Source organism: Streptomyces drozdowiczii (genome assembly GCF_026167665.1).
Lineage (GTDB): Bacteria > Actinomycetota > Actinomycetes > Streptomycetales > Streptomycetaceae > Streptomyces > Streptomyces drozdowiczii_A.
Map to the genome: position 1 here is coordinate 7,292,614 of NZ_CP098740.1, position 20,371 is coordinate 7,312,984.

General features: G+C 71.4%; 18 protein-coding genes and 1 pseudogene. 11 read left to right on the plus strand and 8 right to left on the minus strand.

Annotation, left to right across the window (positions count from 1 at the left end):
- Nucleotides 1-136: 136 nt before the first annotated feature.
- From NEH16_RS33030 to NEH16_RS33065, 8 genes are all read right to left on the minus strand, one after another.
- Entirely contained in the window at nucleotides 137-1,246 is a 1,110-nt protein-coding gene (locus tag NEH16_RS33030; RefSeq protein ID WP_265546859.1) for a C40 family peptidase, read from the minus strand.
- Nucleotides 1,243-3,879: a hypothetical protein gene (locus NEH16_RS33035; protein ID WP_265546861.1), complete on the minus strand. Its 2,637-nt coding sequence runs from the start codon at nucleotides 3,877-3,879 to the stop codon at nucleotides 1,243-1,245. The genes NEH16_RS33030 and NEH16_RS33035 overlap by 4 nt, the downstream gene beginning before the upstream one ends.
- Before the next feature lie 209 nt (nucleotides 3,880-4,088).
- Complete coding sequence (locus NEH16_RS33040; protein ID WP_265546862.1) at nucleotides 4,089-6,722, minus strand: ATP-binding protein; 2,634 nt, start codon at nucleotides 6,720-6,722, stop codon at nucleotides 4,089-4,091.
- A 12-nt stretch (nucleotides 6,723-6,734) separates the two neighbouring features.
- The gene (locus NEH16_RS33045; RefSeq protein ID WP_265546863.1) at nucleotides 6,735-7,433 is read right to left on the minus strand and encodes a hypothetical protein; all 699 of its coding nucleotides are present in this window, start codon (nucleotides 7,431-7,433) and stop codon (nucleotides 6,735-6,737) included.
- 77 nt (nucleotides 7,434-7,510) lie between these two features.
- Nucleotides 7,511-7,852 carry a hypothetical protein gene (locus NEH16_RS33050; protein WP_265546864.1) on the minus strand — a complete coding sequence of 114 codons (342 nt, stop codon included), beginning with the start codon at nucleotides 7,850-7,852 and terminating at the stop codon, nucleotides 7,511-7,513.
- Entirely contained in the window at nucleotides 7,852-8,892 is a 1,041-nt protein-coding gene (locus NEH16_RS33055; protein ID WP_265546865.1) for a conjugal transfer protein, read from the minus strand. Before NEH16_RS33055 ends, NEH16_RS33050 begins: the two co-directional genes overlap by 1 nt.
- Nucleotides 8,889-9,152 carry a hypothetical protein gene (locus NEH16_RS33060; RefSeq protein WP_265546867.1) on the minus strand — a complete coding sequence of 88 codons (264 nt, stop codon included), beginning with the start codon at nucleotides 9,150-9,152 and terminating at the stop codon, nucleotides 8,889-8,891. The genes NEH16_RS33055 and NEH16_RS33060 overlap by 4 nt, the downstream gene beginning before the upstream one ends.
- Before the next feature lie 104 nt (nucleotides 9,153-9,256).
- Nucleotides 9,257-10,084, minus strand: coding sequence for a hypothetical protein (locus tag NEH16_RS33065; protein ID WP_265546869.1), 828 nt, complete (start codon nucleotides 10,082-10,084; stop codon nucleotides 9,257-9,259).
- 251 nt (nucleotides 10,085-10,335) lie between these two features.
- Between NEH16_RS33065 and NEH16_RS33070 the strand changes: the two genes are divergently transcribed.
- From NEH16_RS33070 to NEH16_RS33120, 11 genes and pseudogenes are all read left to right on the plus strand, one after another.
- On the plus strand, nucleotides 10,336-10,557 hold the full coding sequence (locus tag NEH16_RS33070) for a hypothetical protein (protein WP_265546870.1): 222 nt from the start codon (nucleotides 10,336-10,338) through the stop codon (nucleotides 10,555-10,557).
- 1,135 nt (nucleotides 10,558-11,692) lie between these two features.
- A complete protein-coding gene (locus NEH16_RS33075) occupies nucleotides 11,693-12,346 on the plus strand; it encodes a DUF6292 family protein (RefSeq protein WP_265546872.1) in 654 nt (217 codons plus the stop codon).
- A gap of 256 nt (nucleotides 12,347-12,602) precedes the next feature.
- Nucleotides 12,603-13,100 carry a hypothetical protein gene (locus NEH16_RS33080; RefSeq protein ID WP_265546874.1) on the plus strand — a complete coding sequence of 166 codons (498 nt, stop codon included), beginning with the start codon at nucleotides 12,603-12,605 and terminating at the stop codon, nucleotides 13,098-13,100.
- A 644-nt stretch (nucleotides 13,101-13,744) separates the two neighbouring features.
- A pseudogene (locus tag NEH16_RS33085) lies at nucleotides 13,745-14,502 on the plus strand (DNA methylase).
- A gap of 131 nt (nucleotides 14,503-14,633) precedes the next feature.
- Nucleotides 14,634-15,941, plus strand: coding sequence for a phosphoadenosine phosphosulfate reductase family protein (locus NEH16_RS33090; RefSeq protein WP_265546876.1), 1,308 nt, complete (start codon nucleotides 14,634-14,636; stop codon nucleotides 15,939-15,941).
- A 393-nt stretch (nucleotides 15,942-16,334) separates the two neighbouring features.
- Nucleotides 16,335-16,916 carry a hypothetical protein gene (locus NEH16_RS33095; RefSeq protein WP_265546877.1) on the plus strand — a complete coding sequence of 194 codons (582 nt, stop codon included), beginning with the start codon at nucleotides 16,335-16,337 and terminating at the stop codon, nucleotides 16,914-16,916.
- A 239-nt stretch (nucleotides 16,917-17,155) separates the two neighbouring features.
- Complete coding sequence (locus NEH16_RS33100) at nucleotides 17,156-17,734, plus strand: hypothetical protein (protein WP_265546878.1); 579 nt, start codon at nucleotides 17,156-17,158, stop codon at nucleotides 17,732-17,734.
- An 87-nt stretch (nucleotides 17,735-17,821) separates the two neighbouring features.
- Nucleotides 17,822-18,136 (plus strand): hypothetical protein, encoded by a 315-nt coding sequence (locus NEH16_RS33105; RefSeq protein WP_265546880.1) that lies wholly within the window; start codon nucleotides 17,822-17,824, stop codon nucleotides 18,134-18,136.
- A gap of 334 nt (nucleotides 18,137-18,470) precedes the next feature.
- Nucleotides 18,471-19,130 carry a hypothetical protein gene (locus tag NEH16_RS33110; protein WP_265546882.1) on the plus strand — a complete coding sequence of 220 codons (660 nt, stop codon included), beginning with the start codon at nucleotides 18,471-18,473 and terminating at the stop codon, nucleotides 19,128-19,130.
- 57 nt (nucleotides 19,131-19,187) lie between these two features.
- Entirely contained in the window at nucleotides 19,188-19,466 is a 279-nt protein-coding gene (locus NEH16_RS33115) for a hypothetical protein (protein WP_265546884.1), read from the plus strand.
- A 70-nt stretch (nucleotides 19,467-19,536) separates the two neighbouring features.
- Nucleotides 19,537-19,734, plus strand: coding sequence for a hypothetical protein (locus NEH16_RS33120; RefSeq protein ID WP_265546885.1), 198 nt, complete (start codon nucleotides 19,537-19,539; stop codon nucleotides 19,732-19,734).
- Nucleotides 19,735-20,371 lie beyond the last annotated feature (637 nt).

Genomic DNA, 20,371 nt, shown 5'->3' on the forward strand with positions numbered 1-20,371 from the left:
GGCCAGACTCGTACGTTCGCCGTGGAGGGCCGAGGCATACCGCCCCATGGCTGTCTGGCTGCCGGCCGATGTTCCGACGGGATCTTGGCCCGCGGCCGAGCCGCCCGGGCCTCCGCCACCGGCCGAGGCCCGGGCGCTACAGCACCCTTCGCACGTCCCAGTCGTACTTCTCCCAGTACCCGGCCAGGGATGTGGTCTCGACGGTCTTGCCGGGCCGGGGTGCGTGGATCATGGTGTGGTTGCCGGTGTAGAGGCCGACGTGTCCCCAGTTCCCGTCGTTGTTGATCACGATGAGGTCGCCGGGCTGCATGTCCGCGCGGTCGACGTGCGTGCCGGTGTGGCGCATCTGCTGGGAGGTGCGAGGAAGGGCGACACCCGCGCCCGTGTGGAAGGCGTAGAGCATGAGGCCGGAGCAGTCGTAGCCGCCCTTGGTCGGCCCGGTGGTACTGCCCCCGCCCCACACATACGGTGTGCCGATCTCGGCGCTCGCAGCCCTGATCACCGCCCCGGCCTGCCCGGCCGCCGCCGCACTCCCGCCAGTGCCGACGGGCAGGGCGTCGTACTCGGCGACGTAGCCGGTGACGTCGTTCACGTAGGTGTTGGAGTGGTTGTAGCGGTAGATCGCCTTGCGTAGTTGGTCGGTCTTCTTCAGGTTGGTGGCGGTGGTGCCGCAGAGGTAAGCGGCGGTGCCGAGCGCGGCGTCGAACGCGTTGTGCGGGTCTTTGAGGCCGTCGTTGTTGCCGTCCTGCCCGGTGGGTCCGTTCCAGGTGGAGGGCAGGAACTGCATGGGGCCGACCGCCCGGTCGTACGAGGTGTCGCCGTCGAGCCGGCCGCGGTCGGTGTCCGTGAACGAGGTGCGGTTGCCGCCGACGCCGGAGCCGTTGAGCCTGACACCGAGGATGTGCGGGGTGATGTTCCCGTTGGCGGCGACGGTGCGCCCGGCGGCGTGGTTCGACTCGACCTTCCCGATCCCCGCGATGACGGACCACCGCATGCCCTTGCACTTCGGCCGCACAGAAGTGACCTGGCTGGAGGCGCGCGTGTAGGCGGACAGCATCACCGGGTTGATCCCCGCCACCTTCCCCGGCGCCCCGCCCGCCCCCGCGACAGGGGCGGCTTCTGCTTCTTCGTGGCCGGCCGCCCCGTTGGCGACGGCCGCGACGAACAGCACCACCAGTCCGAGGACCAGGACGACCGGCGCCAGGAGCGCCGACCCGGCCAGGAACACCTTCCCCTTCCCGGTCACGCTGCTCCCGGCCCTCTCCGGCGGCGCCCGGTACGCGGCTGCCCCGGTGCGCGCGGCGCGGGCGCCGGGTCGGTGGCGCGGTTGTGCCGTACGCGGTGGAGTTGTTGGTGGAGGCGTGCGTGCGCCGCGCTGGCGGGCGGCTGGAGACCGCGCCGGGGAGCCGGCCGCCGCCGCACACCGCCCGGTCGCGGCGCCCGGTCCGGTCCGGACCCCGGCTCTGCGGCCCCCGGTTCGGCGGCCGGGGTGGTGGGTGCGGGGAGGCGGCGGGCCGCGGGCACAGTCGGCGGAGCCTGCTGCGGGACCGGCGTCGGGGCCGGCGGTGTGGCGGGGTGGTAGGCGCCGAGGCCGGGGCGGCCGCGGACGATGCGTCCCAGAGAGCGCACGTTGTGCCGGGCTTCCCGGCCGAGTTCGAGAGCCGGCTGGACCCGGGTGCTCATCTCCTGCCTCCGGTCGTGCAGTTGCCGGACCGCACCCGAGAGGCGCGCGGATGCCTGCCCCGGCAGCGCGGACACGGCGGGCCCGACCCGGCGCGCGACGCGGGGCCCGTAGACGGGCAGGCCGACGGTGGCCTGGAGCCCGACCCTCCCGGCCCGTACGGCGGTGCGTGCTCCTGCCCGGACGGTGCGTTCGGCGGCGTTGGCCAGTCCGGTTGCGGTGCGGCCGCCGGTGCGGGCCAGGCGCGTGGTGATCCCGGCGGCCGCGCGCCCGCCGCCGATCCGGGCTGCTGTGCCGAGCGCGGTGCTGGTGCCGCCGGTGGCCACTGCGGCGCCGAGGGCGAGCCCGCCGAGGACCAGCCGCTTCCCGACTCCGCGCCGCTCCCGCCCCGGGGGCGTGGTGGCGGCCCCGCCCAGGGGGCTGTTCCCGAGCCGCTGGCGGACCCGGGTGACCATGCCCTTGGTGGTGCGGGCGAGTTTGCGGCGGTAGAGGAACGCGGCGACGCAGATGCCGTCGAGCACGATGAACCGCACGGTCAACCCGCCGGGCAGATCGCTCTCCGGGGTGTTGAGGACGGTGTTGACGACGACCACGAATACGGCCAGGGAGGTGACGCAGGCCAGCATGAGGGCGAGGCTGCGGGCGATGGCCGCGGCCCGTTCCCACAGCCATGCCCGCCCGGGGCCGGGCAGGATGCCGGCGGCCAGGGCTACTTTCGCGATCATCGCCTCGATGGCGATGTTGACCTGCGCGAAGAGGAACCCGCATCCGAGGACGGTGATGAACGCGCAGGTGAGGAACGCGGCCAGGAGCATGAACGCGGCGCCGCCGACCTTGTCCATCGACGCCTTCTTCACCGTGCCGGCGTCCTTGACGCAGTCCTTCTCGAAGCTGGCGACCGGCCCCGAGCCGTGGATCATGTTCATCACTTCGTCGGTGGCCACGTCCACGGTGGTGTCGAGGAGCCAGTCCTTCACCGGGCCGGGCAGCGCGACCCCGAGGCCGGGGATGTGCTTGAGGAAGGACTTGCCCTTCTCCTTGCGCTGGTCGACTTCCTGGTCGTAGACGGCCTGCTCGATCCGGGAGTCACGGAACTCCTTCCCGCACTTCCCGTCGAAGGTCTGCCCGTAGGACAGGAGCATCGCGGGCCGGGCCACGAACGCGTCGACGAGGGCGTCGGTGATCGGCCGGGCCAGCGCGCTGGGTGCGGAGCGCACCTGCTCACCGACGCTGTGCCCGGACGGCTTCTTCTCCCATCCGGCGTCGGTGGTGGGCCGTGTGGTGTCGATGGGTTCCTTGTCCAGGACCAGGGCGGCCGTCTCCACGGCGAGGTTCCGTACGCTCGCCACGGCCCCGGTGTCCTTGCTGAGCAGGAGCTGCGGGGGAGAGGCGAGTGCCCCGATGGCGAGTGCGGAGATGACCAGCGCGGCCGCCATCTCGCCCCAGCCCCGCACCCGGTTCCCGAAGAGCAGATGGAAGGCGGCCACGACCATGGTGACGGTCAGGAAGAGCAGCGGAAGCCCGAGCTGGGTGACGACGCTGCCGTACAGCGACGTCGAGACCTGGAGGGCCGGCTTCAGCAGGAGCCCGGCCAGGAAGAACGACAGGCTCCAGGAGATGAGGAAGCACGCGAAGCTCACTGCCCACTTGATGGCCAGGAAAAGCATGTCGACGAGGAACCCCTCAATGCTCAGGTCCCAGTCCTTCCAGTCACCGGTGTCGGCGTAGATGCGGTACGAGCTGACCGGATTCCCGTCCCGGTCGGTCACCTCGAACGCGGACAGCACCCCGCCCTGGGCCGCCCGGTCCTTCTTGTACGCGTCGACCTTCTTGTCGAACTCCTCTTGGGCCTTCTTCTCCTTGCGCTGCTCCTCCTCGGCGGCTTCCCTCTTCTCGCGTTCCTCCTTCGCACGCGCATCGTCGAGGAGGTCGGAGAGGCCGTTGTCCGTGGCTGATGGGCTGGGTACCAGCGGGCTCGGCTTGAGCGGGTTCGGCGGCCCAGGCAGCATCGGGGGAGAGGACGTGGACCCGGACGTACCCGGAACGGGCCCCTGAGGGCCGGGCACGAACGGGTTGTCGAGCAGCCCGCGGCTGGCCGACGGGGACGGCGTCGGGCTGGGCGCCGCGTGGGCGGCCACACCGGCGAGTACGACGGACATCAGGCACGAGAGCGCGAGGAGGACGAGCCCGGCCGCCATGCTCCTCCCCGGCCGCAACCACCGCCGCACACCGCGCACTACACGCAGCACGCGTACGGGAACGCGCCCGCCCAGCGCCCGGGCCGCGCCCCGAAGGGGAACACGTCCGTACCGGCCCCGGTTCAAGCCGCTGCGGCCGCGTTCGGCGGCTGCGTCCCGGGCCCGGGGCTGGTCCTTGGTCTGTGCCGGTGTCCCGGCCCGCCGCAGGGTCATGCCGTGGTGCTCTGCAGGGGCTGGGAGTGGATGTGGGCGACGGCTTGCTCGTCGGCGGGCAGGGTGATCTGCATGGCGCCGATCCGGCCGGTGAGGTCGCGGTGCAGGCACTCGCCGGCCCGGGCGGCACGCTCGTCATCGCTCAGCTCGGGGCTGTTGGGCGAGAGCCCGGTGGTGACGAGCGCGAGGAGGTCCTGGTCGTTGGGGTCGCAGCCCAGGAACGTCAGGGCGCGGCGGGCGAGGGTGACGTCGGTGTGCCGGAAGACGAACTTGCGGGGGATGAGGCCGCGCAGGATCTGCCCGTCCTCCAAGTCCCCGGAGCCGATGTCTTCGTCGTCGTGCCCGCCGAACAGGGCGCCGGCGCCGTGCTTGCGCCCGTCGCGTACGAGCTCCAGGGCCAGGGCGAGACCTTCGGGGCTGGAGGTCAGCCACCAGCACTCGTCCCACACCACGAGCGCGAACTCGTCCAGGTCCGCGTACACGATCTTCCGGCACAGCGCGGCGATCAGGTACATCACGGCCCGGCCGAAGACCTTCTCGAACTCCATCTTCTCCAGCCGACCCTCGCGCAGCTCGCTCTTCGTCGGCAGCGCGAGCGAGGCCACGGAGAAGACGAGGGTGTCGGCCGACGAACCCCTCACCACGGGCAGCGTCTCGTCGAACACCGCCCGGGCGAGGTCCTTGCGGCGCACAGCGGACAGCCTGCGGGCGGCCATCGCCGAGCAGGCGTCGCCCAAGGTGCCGCGGTTGGTGAGCTCCTCGACCAGGACCCGCATCGAGGGATGCGGCTGGGCGAGGACGGTCTCGATCGCCTCGGACAGAGCAATGCCTTCGTCGCTCATCGGCGCGAGCCCCAGCAACAACGTCAGAAACGACTCGGTGAAGCGTTGGGCTTCGCGGCCGGTGAAGGTCCGCAAAGGGTCGAGGGAGATGCGGGCGTGATCGTCGATGGTGATGCACTCGGTCTGGCCCGGGCACGCCTGGGCGTAGCGGAGCCATTCCTGACGTGGGGTCCGGTCCACGATCACGACACGGCCGCGCCGGTAGCTCCCTCTTGTTCTGCGGCCAGCTGCGAGTACTGAGTACACCGCCGCTTTCATCGCGGTCGACTTGCCCGCGCCGAGTTCCCCGATGAACGCCGCCGTCGCCGACGTGTTCTCCCTGGGGCCGCGTGTCCAGTCGGTGAGCACAGGGCGTACGCCGCCTCCGGCGAGCTGGAGCCCGAACAGGGGCCCGGTGCTGTCGCCGAGCCCGCCGCCGTTGAACGGGGCGGCCATCGCGAAGTCCCGCGCCAGCAAGTACTGGGCGTACTGGGCCATGACCTGCGGGGTGCGGGTGCCGGGCAGCATCCCGTACCAGAGGTTCTCCTGCTCCCCGCGCGGCCGGGCGAAGGTGTACTCGTTGCCGGCGAAGTGCCCGGCCAGCTCCCCGGCACGCCGCTCCGCCTCCTCGGGGGTGCCGCCCCAGACACACAGCGCGGCCATCGCCCGCACCTCGACCTCGGTACTCGACGCGGTCAGCCGCTCGCGGTACTCATCCAGACCGCCGACGGCCTTGTCGACGCTGGCCGGCACACCGGCACTCTCGCCCTCGTACTCGGCGTACTGATGGGCGAGCTCGCGCGCCTGGCGCCGGGTCTTCGCCTCCGCCTCGGCCCCGGAGGACACATGCAACCGCACCACCCAGTCCACCGGGAACGAAAACGCGTCCAGGGAAGCCAGGTACTCCGAGCCGGGAAACACGAACGCCTCCGGCATCTCCGCCAGAGCGAGCATCACCTGATACGACGGACCCCACTCCGTCGTGACCTCCAGCCACCGCCGCGCGAACGGACTCACCGGCCCTGTCTTGCGCCCGCGCCGGCGCCCGCGCCTTCCGGCCCGGCCATGAACAGCTCCGTGGCCCGTACGGTGAGGGCCCCAGCCCACGTTCACCCCGCCGTCGTCGTCGTCCTCCAGGTCCTCCAGAAGGTTGCCGCCTTCAGCGAGCGCGACCTGCCCGAGTGACGCAGCGCCCCGGCCCCGCCCGCGCCTTCGTGCCTGTTCCCCTTCGGGAAGTACGGGTTCGAGCAGGCCGCGCCGGGCGCTGTGGCCGTAGATCCACAGGATTTCGGGTGTCGTCGCGGCCCGCAGCGCGATCCCCGACGGCCACATCGACGCCATCCGCTCGGCCTGGGCCAGGCGCTCGCCCTCCTCACGCGCCGACACCGGCCGCGGCAGCAACCCCAGCTGCAGGGCGACGTCGGCCCGGGCGGCGGCGAACACCTCGCGTACCGCCTCTCCACGGGCCAACGGCAAGGGGACGGCGAGCCAGTCGGTACGGCCGGTCAGCTCCAGCTGCTCCAGCTGCCCGCGCAGCAGCTCGGTGGACTCCCGGTAGCGGGCAGAGACCGTCAGGTCGATGCCCGTCGTCATCTTCGCCAGGACGCTCTCAGGGTCGACGGCCGGGCACAGGCTCAGCAGCATCGACTCACCCGTCAGCGACTTGACCAGCGCCTCCAGCTGCCCCAGCCGCCGGTCCTTCGAACGCCGCGACGTATCACCGCCGCCCGACCCCGCCACCCGGTACACCGCCCAGACCTGCCCGTGCACCGTCCACATCACATTCCCGGCCACATGCCGGATCGGCATCCGCACCCCGGATCACACCCCTCGCCGCGCACCACGCGGATCGCTCACGTCTTCCCGGACCTTGCGGCGGCGGGCTGCCAGCAGCGCCGCGGCGACCGGCACCGGCCGCTCCACCAAGGCCCCGTCCCTACCGGCCCCACCTGCGCCATTCGCGTCGGCCGAGTCCCGCCCTGCTGCCCCGAGACCGCCCGTGGGCGGGAGGACGACGTCGTCCTGGTCGAGGTCGTCGCCCTGGTCGCGGTCGACGCAACGACGAGCAACTGCGCCCGGGCGCAAGGCGCTCCCCGAGCCGGGCACGCCCGTACCGGCCCGGGAGGCGCGGAGCCTCGGCGCGGCAACCGTCTGCTCTGGGGCCCGTACCGCTCCATCCGGGGCCCAGGTGATGCTGCACACCCCGATCACCGGCCGCCGACCGCGCAGAGCCTTGAGGGGGCGCCCGCCGAGCCGGCCACCGGAGGGCCGGGTCAGCAGCCCGAGCGAACTGGCGGCCACCGACAGCGGGCTACGGCCGTCGACCTGCACATGCCGTACCAGCAGGGACAGCCCGTACGGCATGCCGAGCGCGAGCACGTAGTTGAGGAGCCCGAAGTGCGCCCACACCGCCCGGGTCAGCAGCAGCAGGGTCAGTGACCCGGCGAGAACGACCATCTGCGGCACCGTGTAGGGCCCGCCCCAGATCCGGCCGCGCCCGCCGGGCCACCGACCGATCATCAACGGATGCCGCCGAGATCGCGTGTAACACCGCCCGACGAGCACCTCCGGCCCCGAACCGGCCACCACCGCGCTGCTCACCGCTGCTCACCCCGATCAGGCGACGGGGCGTAGCTCTGGACGACCGCGCTCTCGGGGCCCGCCCCGTGGACCGCGCTACTGCTACTGCTGCTGGGGGTGAGGTCGTCACCGACGCTGTCGCGGAACATGGGCGCGTTCAGCACCACGAACCAGAGCGCCGCGCCACCCAGCGCCGCGACGAATGCCGCCACCACCGACTTCGACTTCGCCCACGTGACCACTACGGCGGCCACCACCATCAGCAGCATCACCGAGCCGCTCAGCAGCGTCGTCACCTTCTGGGCCAGCCGGTCGACGTCGTCGACCGCCCCCGCCAGCACCATCACATCCGCATGCATCACTGCGCCTCCTTCTCATCGGCCCGCGCCGAGCCCTTGCTCAGCACGGGAGCTCCCTCCACGGACCCGATCTCCCAGCGCCCGTCCCGCGCGGTGATCGCGATGGCGTACACCAGCGGCCGCTCCTGTCCGGCCGCATCCGTCGCGGCGACCTGCACCAACAGCTCCCGCCGCGCCCCGTCGGCTGGCGTCGATTGCTGCGCACCCGGGTCGTTGGTGCCGGTCTCGGCAACTTGCGCGACCTCGACCCGCGAGTACGGCGCGGGCGAGACGGCGGACAGTGTGGTGCCGGGGGAGAGATAGCGGTCCAGCTGTCCGCTCCCGGCCAGGTACGCGGCGAAGAACCCCGTCAGCGTTTGCCCGGCCGGATCCGCGGCCGGTACGGGCACGGACTGCCCGTACGCCAGGGCCGGCGCTTCACCCGAGACCGGTGCTGCGACCTCCGCGGGAAGCGCGGCCGCCGACAACGCCCCGCCTGCACCGGAGCGCACCGCGACCTGGAAGTACCGCAGCACCGCCCTCGACGGAGCCGAGCCCGCCTCCGACCCCGACCTGCCCTCAGGCTTCGCCTTGGTGTCCGTCGCCCCGCTGGGGACGACGCGGGCGGCGACGGTCACCGACCAGTACCCGCCCGACACCTCGCGCACCTTCACCGCCGCGAGCTCCTGCGCCCGCTGCGCCCCCGGAGCGGCCCTCAGCGTCACGTCGCGGGCGGTCGGCAGGAACGGGGCGAGGGAGTCCTCGGTGCCCTCACCGGCCGCCAGGTACGCGCTGACGAACAGCTCCGCGAACCCGCCCGGCCCCGCCGACTGCCCCACCGCGGGCTGCTCCTGGCGGACCGGAGCCACCGGCGCCACCGGAGCGGGCCGCGAGACCAACACCCACACCGTGAGGACCGGCCCGGCCACAATCAGCGCCCACGTCGTACGACGCAGCACCGTCACCGCATTGGCGGCGGCGCCGAGGGAACCCAGCGCCCACCCACCGGCCTCACCCGGCAGTACGTCCTGAAGTTCTACGTCCTCGGTGCGCCGCCTCACAGATGCCCCCGCAGCGCCTGGCCGACCTGACTGGTCCGGCTCTGCTCCGGCAGGCGGCGCCAGCGGGCGAAAGCGGAGCTCGCCCGGGTGGCGTCCTCGTCGAGATACGCGCGCATCGACTCCGCCGTCTGCTGTGCGAACGGTGCGACCTCCAGCTGCACCACGAGTTCGCGCAGCCTCTGGCGTGCCCGCACCAGCACGGCGAGATCCGACTGTTCGTTCGCGTCGCTGTCTGTTGTTGTGAGCCCAGGGTCCGTCATGACCCGCCCACCCCTTTCCGGCAGTACCTCTGCCGCCACCCACCCCAAGGAGCCGCCAGCGCCCAGACGTGACCCACGAATCCGAGAAATCTGAAAATGAGGCGTCATGCCGCCTGCACCCACTGCTCCGCGACCGCCCGCATCTGCCGCACCGCCCGGCTGCGCCGCTTTCGCCACGCGACCGCCGACACCCCGGCACGCTGTGCCCCGGCCCGGGTCTCCTCCGCGATCAGCCGCGCCCGGCCCACGTCCATCCGGCCCGCGTCAACAGCCCACACCAACAGCTCGACCAGCTCGCCCCGCGCCCCGTCGATGCCTTCCCCGTCCCGCAGCAGCCCCGCCTGCACGGCCCGCTGACCCAGGACGCCCGCCCACACGGCCTCGGCCGGATCGTCAACCGCCGGCTCACCGACCAGCACCTCGTCGAGGAACGGATACAGCACGACGTCGTACTCGGCGCCCTCGGCCTTCAGCTCACGACTGGCCAGGTGCAGTGTCTCCAACAGCAAGTTCGCCGCGGCCCCGCTCGTACGCCCGAGCGGAAAGCAGCGCACCACCTGGAAGAGACACGCGAGGACCACCTGCCCGGTCTCGTCGAAGTCCCGGCCCGCCTGAAGCCGACGCGTCAGCCGCATCGCGGCCGGCACCATCGCCTGCACCACCACCCGCGCCGCGAGCAACGCCCCCGCGCCCTCGCCACCCGCACGCTCGAGCAGCACCCGAAGCCACCGGTCGCTGTGCCCACGCCCCTGTGCCCGGCCCCGGCGCCCCAGCTCGGCCAGCACCTCCGACAGACCACCCGCGGTTGCGGTGTCCGCGAGCGGAATGCCGCCCTCGCGCAGCCAGCCCAGCACTGTTTCCGCGTGGCCCGGCTCGGCACACACGACGTCCCACTCGGCGTTCAGCGACTCAAAAACCCGTGTTCCATTCACGACGACTCCCGTTCAGGTGATGCCGTGAATGCTTCTCAGGACCCCCCACCCAATCGCTGACCCGAGCCCCAAAAAGCGCAGGTCAAGGGGTTGCCCAAATGCTGACCCCGGCCTGGGGGACGGAGCCGGGTCAGCAGGGTCAGCACTGGGTCAGCCACCTGCGGTTCCCCTGAAGAAACCAGCGCCGCTCAGCTCGAAGCATCACTGCTCCGCTCCCCGGCACGACGTTCATCGTTGTTTTGCTGGGCCTGATGCTGTTCATCCTGGTCATCGTCTGGGCCGTTCTCGGCGTGCACGGTCTGCTCCTTGGCCGCATGCCGGGTCACTGGCTCCAGCAGCGCGTGCGGCAGCCGAGACTCTGGGGAGGGGGCGCTCTGCTGATGCTGCTCAGCTTGAGCGTGGACTCACCGTCGCTTCACGCCGTGGGAGTCGGCCTCGTCGTCCTGGGGCATGTGGTGAAGCCGACTCGGTAGAGCTGTTGGCGCAGCTGCCCCGAAGGCAGACGGCACGTCAGCTTGCCGTTCAACCTCGCGGCCCCTCGCGCCCTCGCCGCGATCGACCTGCGTGAGGCGTCCGCCGCCTTTTCCGTCCCCATCGACGGCACCGCCCGCGTCGCACAGCACCGACCGCAAGGCACGCCGCGGTGCCGACTCAACGCCGGTTGCTCTATTGGTTGCGCAACGGGTTGTACTACAGGTTGCCGGACAAGGTGCGCTACGGGTTGTGCTACGGGTTGTCTACCCGAAATCCATGGGAGTGCGTAGCCGCAGGTCAGCCGTCATTGGGTCAGCGCTTCCTTCCGGCGACACCTCTTCCCCGAAGGGGAAGAGACCTTCTGCTTCTCCCCTCCCCGCGGCGGCCGGCAGCGGAAGAACTGGTTCGGCTCAGCTGAAGGCCCAAGGCCACGAGGGCCGTGTACCTACCTGTTCCCGGGCATGAAAGCGGCCGGTGCCCCGGTCCGCCGAAGCGGGTGGCAAGGGGCACCGGCCAACCGAAATCACACCCCCGCAGGCGAACCCGGGAGGGGACTCGCTGACCAGGTTACCGTCCCGCTCGTGTGGCCGTGGCGAGGGCGCGTGGTGGTGAGAGCTTGCGGAGCATGACAAAAACGTGGCATCTTTGTCTCCCTTGGTGGGGTGGTTGCCGTGGGTCGACGTTCGTCGGTCCGGGTGCCACGTCGCTGTCGGCGGGATCGCCTGAGCTCCTGCCTCCTCGAATCGAAGACGGGACGAACGCGATGATCCGCGCCGGACGGCTCAAGTACGTGCAGACGCTGGCCGGCCTGGCCGAGCAGCTGGGTGTCTCGTACGGCACCTTGAGGAACAAGAGGCTGCACGCGGTCGAGGGGCATCCGGCTCCGATCAGTTCGCCGACGGCGCGGGTCCAGCTCTGGGACTCGGAGCAGACTGCGGCGTTCCATGCGGGGAAGCCAGTTCCGGCTCTTTCGGACACGGATGACGACCAGGACCTCCTGGACCGCCATGAAGCCGCTCTCGAACTGGGCGTCTCCGCGGCCACCTGGAACGGCTACAAGAGCGACCCCAGGCTGGCCGAGCATGTGGTCCAGGTGCCGGAGGAGGGGGGACGGAGCACTGGCCCAGGTATGTCGTGCGCGAGTTCAAGAACTCCAGGCCGGGCCGCGGCGCCGGGGGCGGGCGGCGTACGGGCAGCGGTGACGTGGTCCCACGGGACCAGTTGCAGCCGCGGATCGCCGAACTCCTCGACGCGAACCCGGCGGTCACGGTCGGCGACGTCGTCGACGCCCTGGGCGTCGTGTTCCCCACCGCGCAGGCCGGTCTCGTCCGAGTCCGCGGCCGGCGCATCGCCGACCTGGTCGAGGCCGAGCCGGAGCTGACAGCCGCACAGGCCGCCGAGCGCCTCGGCTTCCCGAAGGCCACCCGCAAGGGCGCGGTCGCCGCAGCTGAGGCGGAGCTCCATGCGCGCAGCGCCCTGCCGTACCTGCAGAACGTGGCAGACGTACTGGCCCGGGCCGGGGTGGCCGAGCCCGTCCAGGTCGAGGTCCGCCAGCTGGCGGGCGGGCACCTGGCTGCCGCCGTTCCGCTCGCCGCGGGGCAGGGCGCGCCGGCTCTTGTGTGGGACGAGCGGTTCGGGTGGCGTACCGCGACCAGCCGCCGCCACCCCATCGGCAAGGACGCTGGCACTCGCCCGGAAGGAGAGGGGATTCACTACCTCGCCTCCGGTACGCACCCGGATCCGGAGGTCCTGATCGGCTCGCTTGCGAAGGTCGGCGCGCAGCGCTGAGCGGACATGGCGCCGGTCTCGGGGCGCGGGCGGCAAGCTGATTGTGGGCGGTAGGGGCGCGGCGTTGGCGGGTGCGGGGCTGCGGTGGTGCTCGCATCGGATCGCTCGTCAGTCGTGGTGGGGGATCCGGGTGTTCTGTTCCGAGGGGTGGTCGACACACCCCGCGAAGTGACAGATGCATGGTAAGCTTTTCTCGTTGGTCGGTGGTGGCAGCCGACCCGCATCCGAAAGCACACGCACCCCAGGGGAGACCCCTATGTCCTTCGACCCCGCCCTGAGCAAGCCCCCCACCCCGACCGAGTTCGGGGAGGCGACCCCGCAGACCTGCCTGCGCGTGGTCCGAGCGGCCGCCACTCTCGCCGCGGCCGCCGACGACGCGGCGCTGGACGCATTCTGCAGGAGCAGCACCAGGAGCATGGCCCGCCTGGAGACGGTCATGCATGCCACCCACCGCGAGGCGGTCGAGGCCGAGCGCTACGCCGCTCTCGCCGAGGAGTGGGACGCCGACCCGAGCATGCCCGACCGGGCGCTGCGGCGGTGCGCGACCCAGGCCGTCACCCACGCCCTGGCCGCCCAGCGCGAAGCGGGTGTCGAGCTGACGGCCCTCGCGCTGCGCGGCGAACTGGAGCGCGCCCTCACCCCCAGGAGCGCGCCGAGCGGGAGAGCGCCCAGCGCAAGCAGGAGGCCGAGGAAGAGGCCGCAGAGCGTGCCGCCACCGGCATGGACCAGGAGAACCGGCACCTCGCCGCCATGAACGGCTACCTCGCCAAAGAGGTGGTGCCCGACCTCGGCTGGACCGCCGGTCACCTCCGCGTCCTGGAGGCCGCCGCGACCGGACGGCTGTACGTCCGCGACGGTCAGGTACGGCGCGCCCCCGCAGACGGCGGGTTCAGCGGCGGCCGCAGGGTCAGCAAGGACCGGACCCAGGCCCTGTACGCCGCACGCTTCCTCACCGCCCGGGCCATCGACGGGGTCCGCGTCCTGACACCGACCCCGATGGGTCAGGTCGCCCTGGAGCTCGCCCGTCTGTACCCGCAGGGCCTGCACGAGAGCGACAAGGCGGCCTACGAGGCCCGCTACGCCCGGGTCGCGAAACGGCACATGAGCATGGACGACAAGAAGGCCGCCGCCCGGCGCCTGCCCGCCCTGGACCGCTGGAGGATGGCCCGCTACCGCCGCCCGGTCACCCTCGTCGAGCAGGAGGCCCGCGCCGCGCGCGAGGCGAGCGAGCAGTGGGAGAGCGAGGGCGGCTACTGCCCGGGCGTCGGCACGCCGAGCCCGGAACCCGGGCGTCGCACCGAGAAGGGTCCGAAGTCCGGGGCGCAGCAGGCCGGGGAGCCGCAGGGCGCGCCGACGACTGCGCCCGCACGCCCGTCGGCCCGGTCCACCACCGCCTTCGTGCTCCTGCCGACGGGCAGGCGGTTCCGCCGCCCGCGAGTCCTCGACCTCTTCTGCTGCTCGGGGGTGCGGGGATGGGGTACTGGCTCGCCGGATTCGACGTCGTCGGCGTCGACATCGTGCCCCGGCCCCGATACCCCTTCGAGTTCATCCAGGGGGATGCCCTGGACGTCATGCGGGAGCGGGGGCAGGAGTTCAACCTGGTCCACGCCTCTCCGCCGTGCCAGGCGCACACCACGCTGACCAAGGGCACCAACAAGGGCCGCACCTACATCGACTTGATCCCGCAGATGCGGGAGCTGTGTCTGTGGTTCGGCGTGGACTGGGTGATCGAGAACGTGCCGGGCGCCGACATCCGCCGGGACCTCAGCCTGTGCGGGGAGATGTTCGGGCTCGGGGTCATCCGCCACCGCGACTTCGAGACCGGATGGCTCGGCACCCCGGGACCGGAGCAGCCCCGGCATCTCAAGCACCGGGGCTCCGTACGGGGATGGCGCCACGGTGTCTGGCGGGACGGCCCCTACATCGCCGCGTACGGCAAGGGCGGCGGGAAGGGCACCGTCGCCGAGATGCAGAAGGCCATGGGCATCACCTGGACGGACGTGCACGAGGAGCTGACCGAGGCGATCCCGCCCGCCTATACCCACTACATCGGCCAGCAGTTCATCACCACCGGCGAACTCGGCGCCGCCCATCTCCCGGACCCGGCGGCGCGCCTGGCCGCGCTGGAGCGCTCCGGACTCGCACTCGTCAGCTGACCCGAACCGCCAGCTGAGCTGCACCGCCCGCCGGGCCCTCGACCCGGCGGGCCGGCCCGCCACCCCGGGGGTGGCCGTGGCAGCCACCCCCGACCGAAGACACACCACCCTTCCGTCGTGAGGACACACCCGTGGACATCACCACCCGCCTCCACCTCCTCGACACCGCCCGCCGCGCCTACCAGGCCGACACCGCCCTGAGCGCCGCGGACCGCTCCTTCCACCGCTCCGCACGGGCGACCGCCCAGGCGCTTGTGACCATCACGGACTGCGAGGAGCAGCTGGCCGCCACCCGTCACCTCTCCCAGGCCATGGCCGCGAGCGCTGCTCTGGACGACGCCCGGCAAGCGCACCGCGACTGCACCGGCCGCCGCCGCAAGGCCGACAGCAGGCGGCGCCGCGCGTTCACGGCTTCCCGGAGGGCGAATCGGGAGCTGGCCGCCCTTTACCGGCCGCACGCGCGAGGGCGCGGGACAGGCGGCAAGCGCCTCTCGTCTGTGACGGCGGGTCTGCTGGATGAACTGGTGGCCATGCCGCTGGATCTGATCCAGGCGGCCGACGTCCTGCTCGTGCAGTCCAGCGGCGGCAAGGACTCGCTCGTGATGCTGCACCGGATCGCCACCTGGGCGGCCCGGGCGGGCTGCACGGACAAGGTCGTCGTCGTCCACTGCGACCTGGGCGAGAACTCGGAGTGGCCGGGGGTGCGCAAGCTCGCCCAGCGCCAGGCCGAGCGGTACGGGCTGCGCTTCGTCGCCGTCGACTCCACGGGCGGCCTGCTCGGACTCGTCGAGAAGCGCGGAATGTTCCCGGACGCCGCCCGGCGCCTGTGCACGGCGTCTTTGAAGCGGGACCGGGCCAACGTCCTGCTCACGGAGATCGTCGCCGCGCTCGGCCTCGACCGCCAGGTGCTCGTCCTCAACTGCATGGGACTGCGCGCGGCCGAGTCACCCGCCCGCAGCAAGAAGTCCCCGCTCTCCATCGATACCCGGACCAGCAACAACAAGCGCCTCGTACTGACGTGGCATCCGATCCTCGATCTCTCCGAGACCGCCGTCTGGCAGACGATCGCGGACGAAACCCTGGAGTACCACCCGGCTTACGACGCGCTGATGCCACGGCTGAGCTGCGTCTTCTGCGTCCTGGCCGGATTCGACGTCCTGGTCCGCGCGGTCCGCCTGTGCTGGGCCCTGGACTTGCCCCTGCCCGAGCAGTACACCGATCTCGAAGCCCGCATCGGCCATCGGTTCAAGGACCAGTACAGCCTCGCCGACGTCGTCGCCGAAGCCCGCCACGTCGAGGAGCGCGAAGGCCGGCTCACCTGGACACGCGGAGACGCCCTGCGCACACACCTCGGGGGTGAAGCCGCGGCGGCGTACCTGGAGCGGATGGCGGACTACGAGTCGGACGCCTATCTGGAGCGATTGACCCTGGTCGTCTGACGCGGGCCAGCCGTCCGGATGATCAGTCTCACCGTGGACGCGCGGCCGGCGCCTGCCTGACCTACCGTCGGATCGGGTGCTTCCTGACAGGACGTGGCGCTCAGGGGTGGCCTCGCGGAACCTTCGCACGTGCGCGGGGCCATCCGTCCGTTCAGGCGCCGTTGCTCGCCGCTTGTGTGGTCTGTGGGCTTACGGGCGGGTGCCCATCTTTGTGAGACCGCCCGGGAATGCGGTCGTCCGCGTCGGGAACGGCAGTTGATGCCGAGGGTGTCCTGGCTGGGGAGGGCGGAACACAAACACTCCGCGACAAATGCATGGTATATTTTTCTTGTTGGTTGGCGGTGGCAGTCGACCAGCGCCGAACTCACGCCATCCCCCTTAAGGATCAACATCATGACTAGTTCTCACGCCGTCGCTCTCAACGACTTCGTGGCCGTGTGGAGCAGCAGCACCAGCGTTGCGCCCGCCCTTTCGTGCGCGGAGCTGGACGCTCTTCTCGCGCTGTTCGGCGCCGCCGGTCGACGGGAGGCTGCTGCCGCGTGGATCGGCGCGCACGCGGAGTCCGGTGACTGCGAGGGCCACGACGCTCCCGCCACCCCCGCGCTCGCACCGGCCGTCCACGCAAGCGGTGTCTACTGCCCGCCGCCGGGGACCGAGTTCCCCTTCTCCGTCTCCGACGTGGTGCGCGCCGTCGCCCGCCTCCTCGGCAAGGGGTGGACGGTCGATACCGGCTCCTGGGGCCTGGACGGCAACGTCGTCAGCCCCTGCGGAGCCGTCTTCAAGATCTATGTCGACCACGAAGGCGACCTCATCGCCGAGTGCCCGTCCCATGACATCCCTGAAGACCTGGATCTGCCCGACGGCTTCCTTGGGTGCGACGACGGCATCTACCTCGAACTGGCCACCTACAGCGACGGCCTGGACTACCTCGCCGGACGGTACGCGGACGCGATCCGCGCCGTCATCGGCGACTGAATCATCGCGCCCCCGGGCCTGACCGGCCCGGGGATGCAGTGGCAGTGAGCAGGGGCCCCGCCCATGGCGGGGCCCCTGCTCGCGCGATCGGCTCCTGCGGTCGATGCCTTGTCGGCCGCGCCGCCGCGCCGCACGAACCACCGACATGCATGGCAGACGCATGGTATATTTCTCTTGTTGGTCGGCGGTGGCAGTCGCCCAACTCCGAAATCCGCACCCTCGATCCACGGAGGACACCCATGTATCCCCACCCCGATGATCAGACCCGGTTCAGCATCTTCGATCTCGCTCGCGCGGCCGTCAGGACCCTTGGCCGCGACTGGGCGGTCAAGCGCGGAGACTGGGGCGTCTCCGCAACCCTCTTCAACGAGTCGCGCACCTTCCTGCTCTGGGTGGACGAGTCCGGCGACCTGTGCCTCGACTACACCCGCCCGTCCGACGAGCTCCTGCCCGAGGTCATGCCGAATGGTGTCGCGGTGTACCCCGGCGGCATGTTCTTCGAAGCGGCCCGCGCCACCGAGGGGCTGTTTGCCCTGTCGGTGAGGGTCGCGTCCGCGGTACAGGCCGCCGTTACCGGAACCTCGGAATTGATGATCGAGATCCCGGCGCCGACCAGCGGTGACGAGCTGGGGCGCGCACACGCGCAGTGCGGCCCGATCCTCATCTACCCGGCTGGTAGGCCCCTGATCTGCCACTCCGCCGAGCATGACGCTCCGACTGTCGCCGAGCGCATGGTGTCGTACTGCGGCTTCACCCTCCCCGCCTGCGGTGACCACGAGGCCGCCGCCGCCGAGTTCGCACGCGAGTGGACGACCTGAGCCGACCCGCACCGCCGGGCGGGTGTGCCGCGAGCCCACGCCTGCCCGGCCCCCGCTCACCAACCGCCCCCCGCAGAAGGAACCGCGATGAGCACCACGAGCCGCGCCATGTGGACAACGGGTTACATCAAGCCGGTCGACCTCCGGTTTCGCGACTGCGTCCGGATCGACGGCCGATGGGTGGAGGTGCTGGACGTCTGGAAGAACCCGGCCGACTTCGACCCGAACGGCTGGAGTGACGAACGGTGCGCCGAGGTACTCGACCACCTTGACGACGAGGGCCTGTACGTCGTCATCCGCCACCTTGTTGAGGAAGGGTTCCACGACGGGGAGGACCGGATCAGGGTGCTCCGGTGCGCCGACCTGGTGGAGATTCAGACTCCCGTCTGCGGCGCCCCCTGACAGCCCGCCAGGCCCAGGGTGGAGCGGCGCGCGAGTCGTACCGCCCGACGGCCTGCTCCGGTGAAGCCTGGCAGACGTAGCGGCACACCGCGCAACGTCGCCCCGGGCCGGCCAGAAGCGCAGACCAGAGAAGGGCCCCGCTTGCGGGGCCCTTCTCGCGTTCGGGGCAGACCTGCGGCGACACTAGTCAGCGGTGCTGTGACCTGTGTCAATGCTTGGCGTTGAGGGTTCGAGAACCACCGGGAATGACGAATGCGTGGTATCCTTTTCTTGTTGGTCGGTGGTGGTAGCCGACCCACACCGAGATCAGACACCCCATCACGGAGGAGGCCCCGTGCCCTTCGACCTCAGCAACCCGTTTGAGTTCAGCGTCTTCACGATCGTTGATCCGTACCTGCTCACGGACGAGACGTACGAGAAGCCCGAGACGCTGCTGGAGCTGACCAGCATCGGCACTCAGCCGTACGCGACGCTCCCGCTCATGCCGGGGGTGGAGATGCACCACTGCCCTGGCGACCCCGGCGCCCACAACGAGCTCGCGGTCGCAGTTGCCGCCCGCTTCGGGCACGAAGGGGCCCGCATCCACGGGCCCGTCCACTTCACCGGCGTGTCCACCGGCCCGTACCTCGCGCCCGGTATGGAGCCCGGCACCGTTCTGGACTTCTACGATCACCTCGGCGCCGTGTGCCGTGACCTCGGCGTCCGGATGTGGCGCCAGCGCCGCCCCTCCGACACGGTCAGCATCCGCTACGACGACCTCGTCCAGGGCGACGCCTTCTGGTTCCTCAACGAGGCGCACCGCTTCATGGGCTTCCGTGACCTCCCCGCCGACAGCCCCACCCTCGATCTCATCCCCGGCGCCCGCATGCTGTTCTGTGACGACGGCTTCGAGATCCCCGTAGTCCCCTCGGCGACGTACCGGGACCGCGCCGACCGGGCCCCGGCCGGTTACTGGCAGCGCACCGGCAACCAGCTCCTGCGCGCCGACAGCTGACACCCCCCGGGCCCGGCGGTCGCACCGCCGGGCCCGTCCCGAGACCAGGAGAACCGCATGACCACCACACGCACCCCGGCCCCGTGCGACACCGCACCGGAGGCCACAGCGAAGACCGTCACGGTGACGGTCGAGCTGACCGTCACCGAGGACGTCACCTACGAATTCCGCTCGGAAATCGACATCCCGGCAGGCATTGCCGCCGACCCCGACGAGCTGCACGACTACCTCTCCGAGAACGAAGACGTCTGGCTGGACGATCTCGACCCCGTCGGCGCAGTCCTGTACATCAACGAGCGGCACCTGGACCAGGCCGCCATCGTGCTCACCGCCTGACCGCCCACACCTGGTGGCTGCCGCGCCCCGACGTGGCGCGGCAGCCACCCACGGCACCGAGAGGAATCCGATGCCCGAGTACGAGGTCTCCTGGACCATCGAGCTGGAGGCCCCGGGCCCCGTCGAGGCCGCCCGGGCCGCGCTGGCCATCCACCGCAATCCGGCGTCCTGGGCCACCGTCTTTACCGTCCGCAGCGACACCGAAGACGTCACGGTCGACCTGGACCCCGAGCACACCGACCCGTCAGGACACGGGACACGAACGTGACCCCGCCAGCCTGACCGACACCCCCCCATGCGCCCCGGAGCGGCACCACGCCGCCCCGGGGCGCCCACACGCATCGGGCCGTCTTGCCCCCGCCCCTCCTGCCGCCCCTCAGGGGCGCAGCACAGGGGAGCGGACGGGGCGCAGCACGGGGAATTGGGCGCAACAAGCCGGTGTGGCGCCCTCGGCCAGCCAGGCGCCACATTCCTTCCGTACGGGTGCCCGGGGCGGGGCGCGGCCGGGGCGCCGTGGCGGGGGCCGGTCCGCTGCGCTCCCCGGCCCCGCGCGTGCCGGGTCCGCTGCGCTACCCCGGACGACCGCTTCGCCGGTCTCACGCGGATGCGGGGTCCGCTGCGCTCCCCTTCCGCATCACCGGCGTGTCCGCTGCGCTCCCACGTCGGGCCGCCCGGCCGAGCGGGACCGGTTCGCTTCGCTCCCCGCCCCGAGCGCTGCGCGCTGCCGGACGGGCCCCCGTTCCGCTGCGCGGAGCGGGGCAGGCGGCGCCCCGACCACGCCCCGCCCCGGGCACGCGTGCGCTCTGACCTGCGGAAACACGCCGAGATCCCTTGATCGATGACACTAATTCAGGTATCTTTTCTTGTTGGTCGGCGGTGGCAGCCGACCGCAAACCGAGATCGCT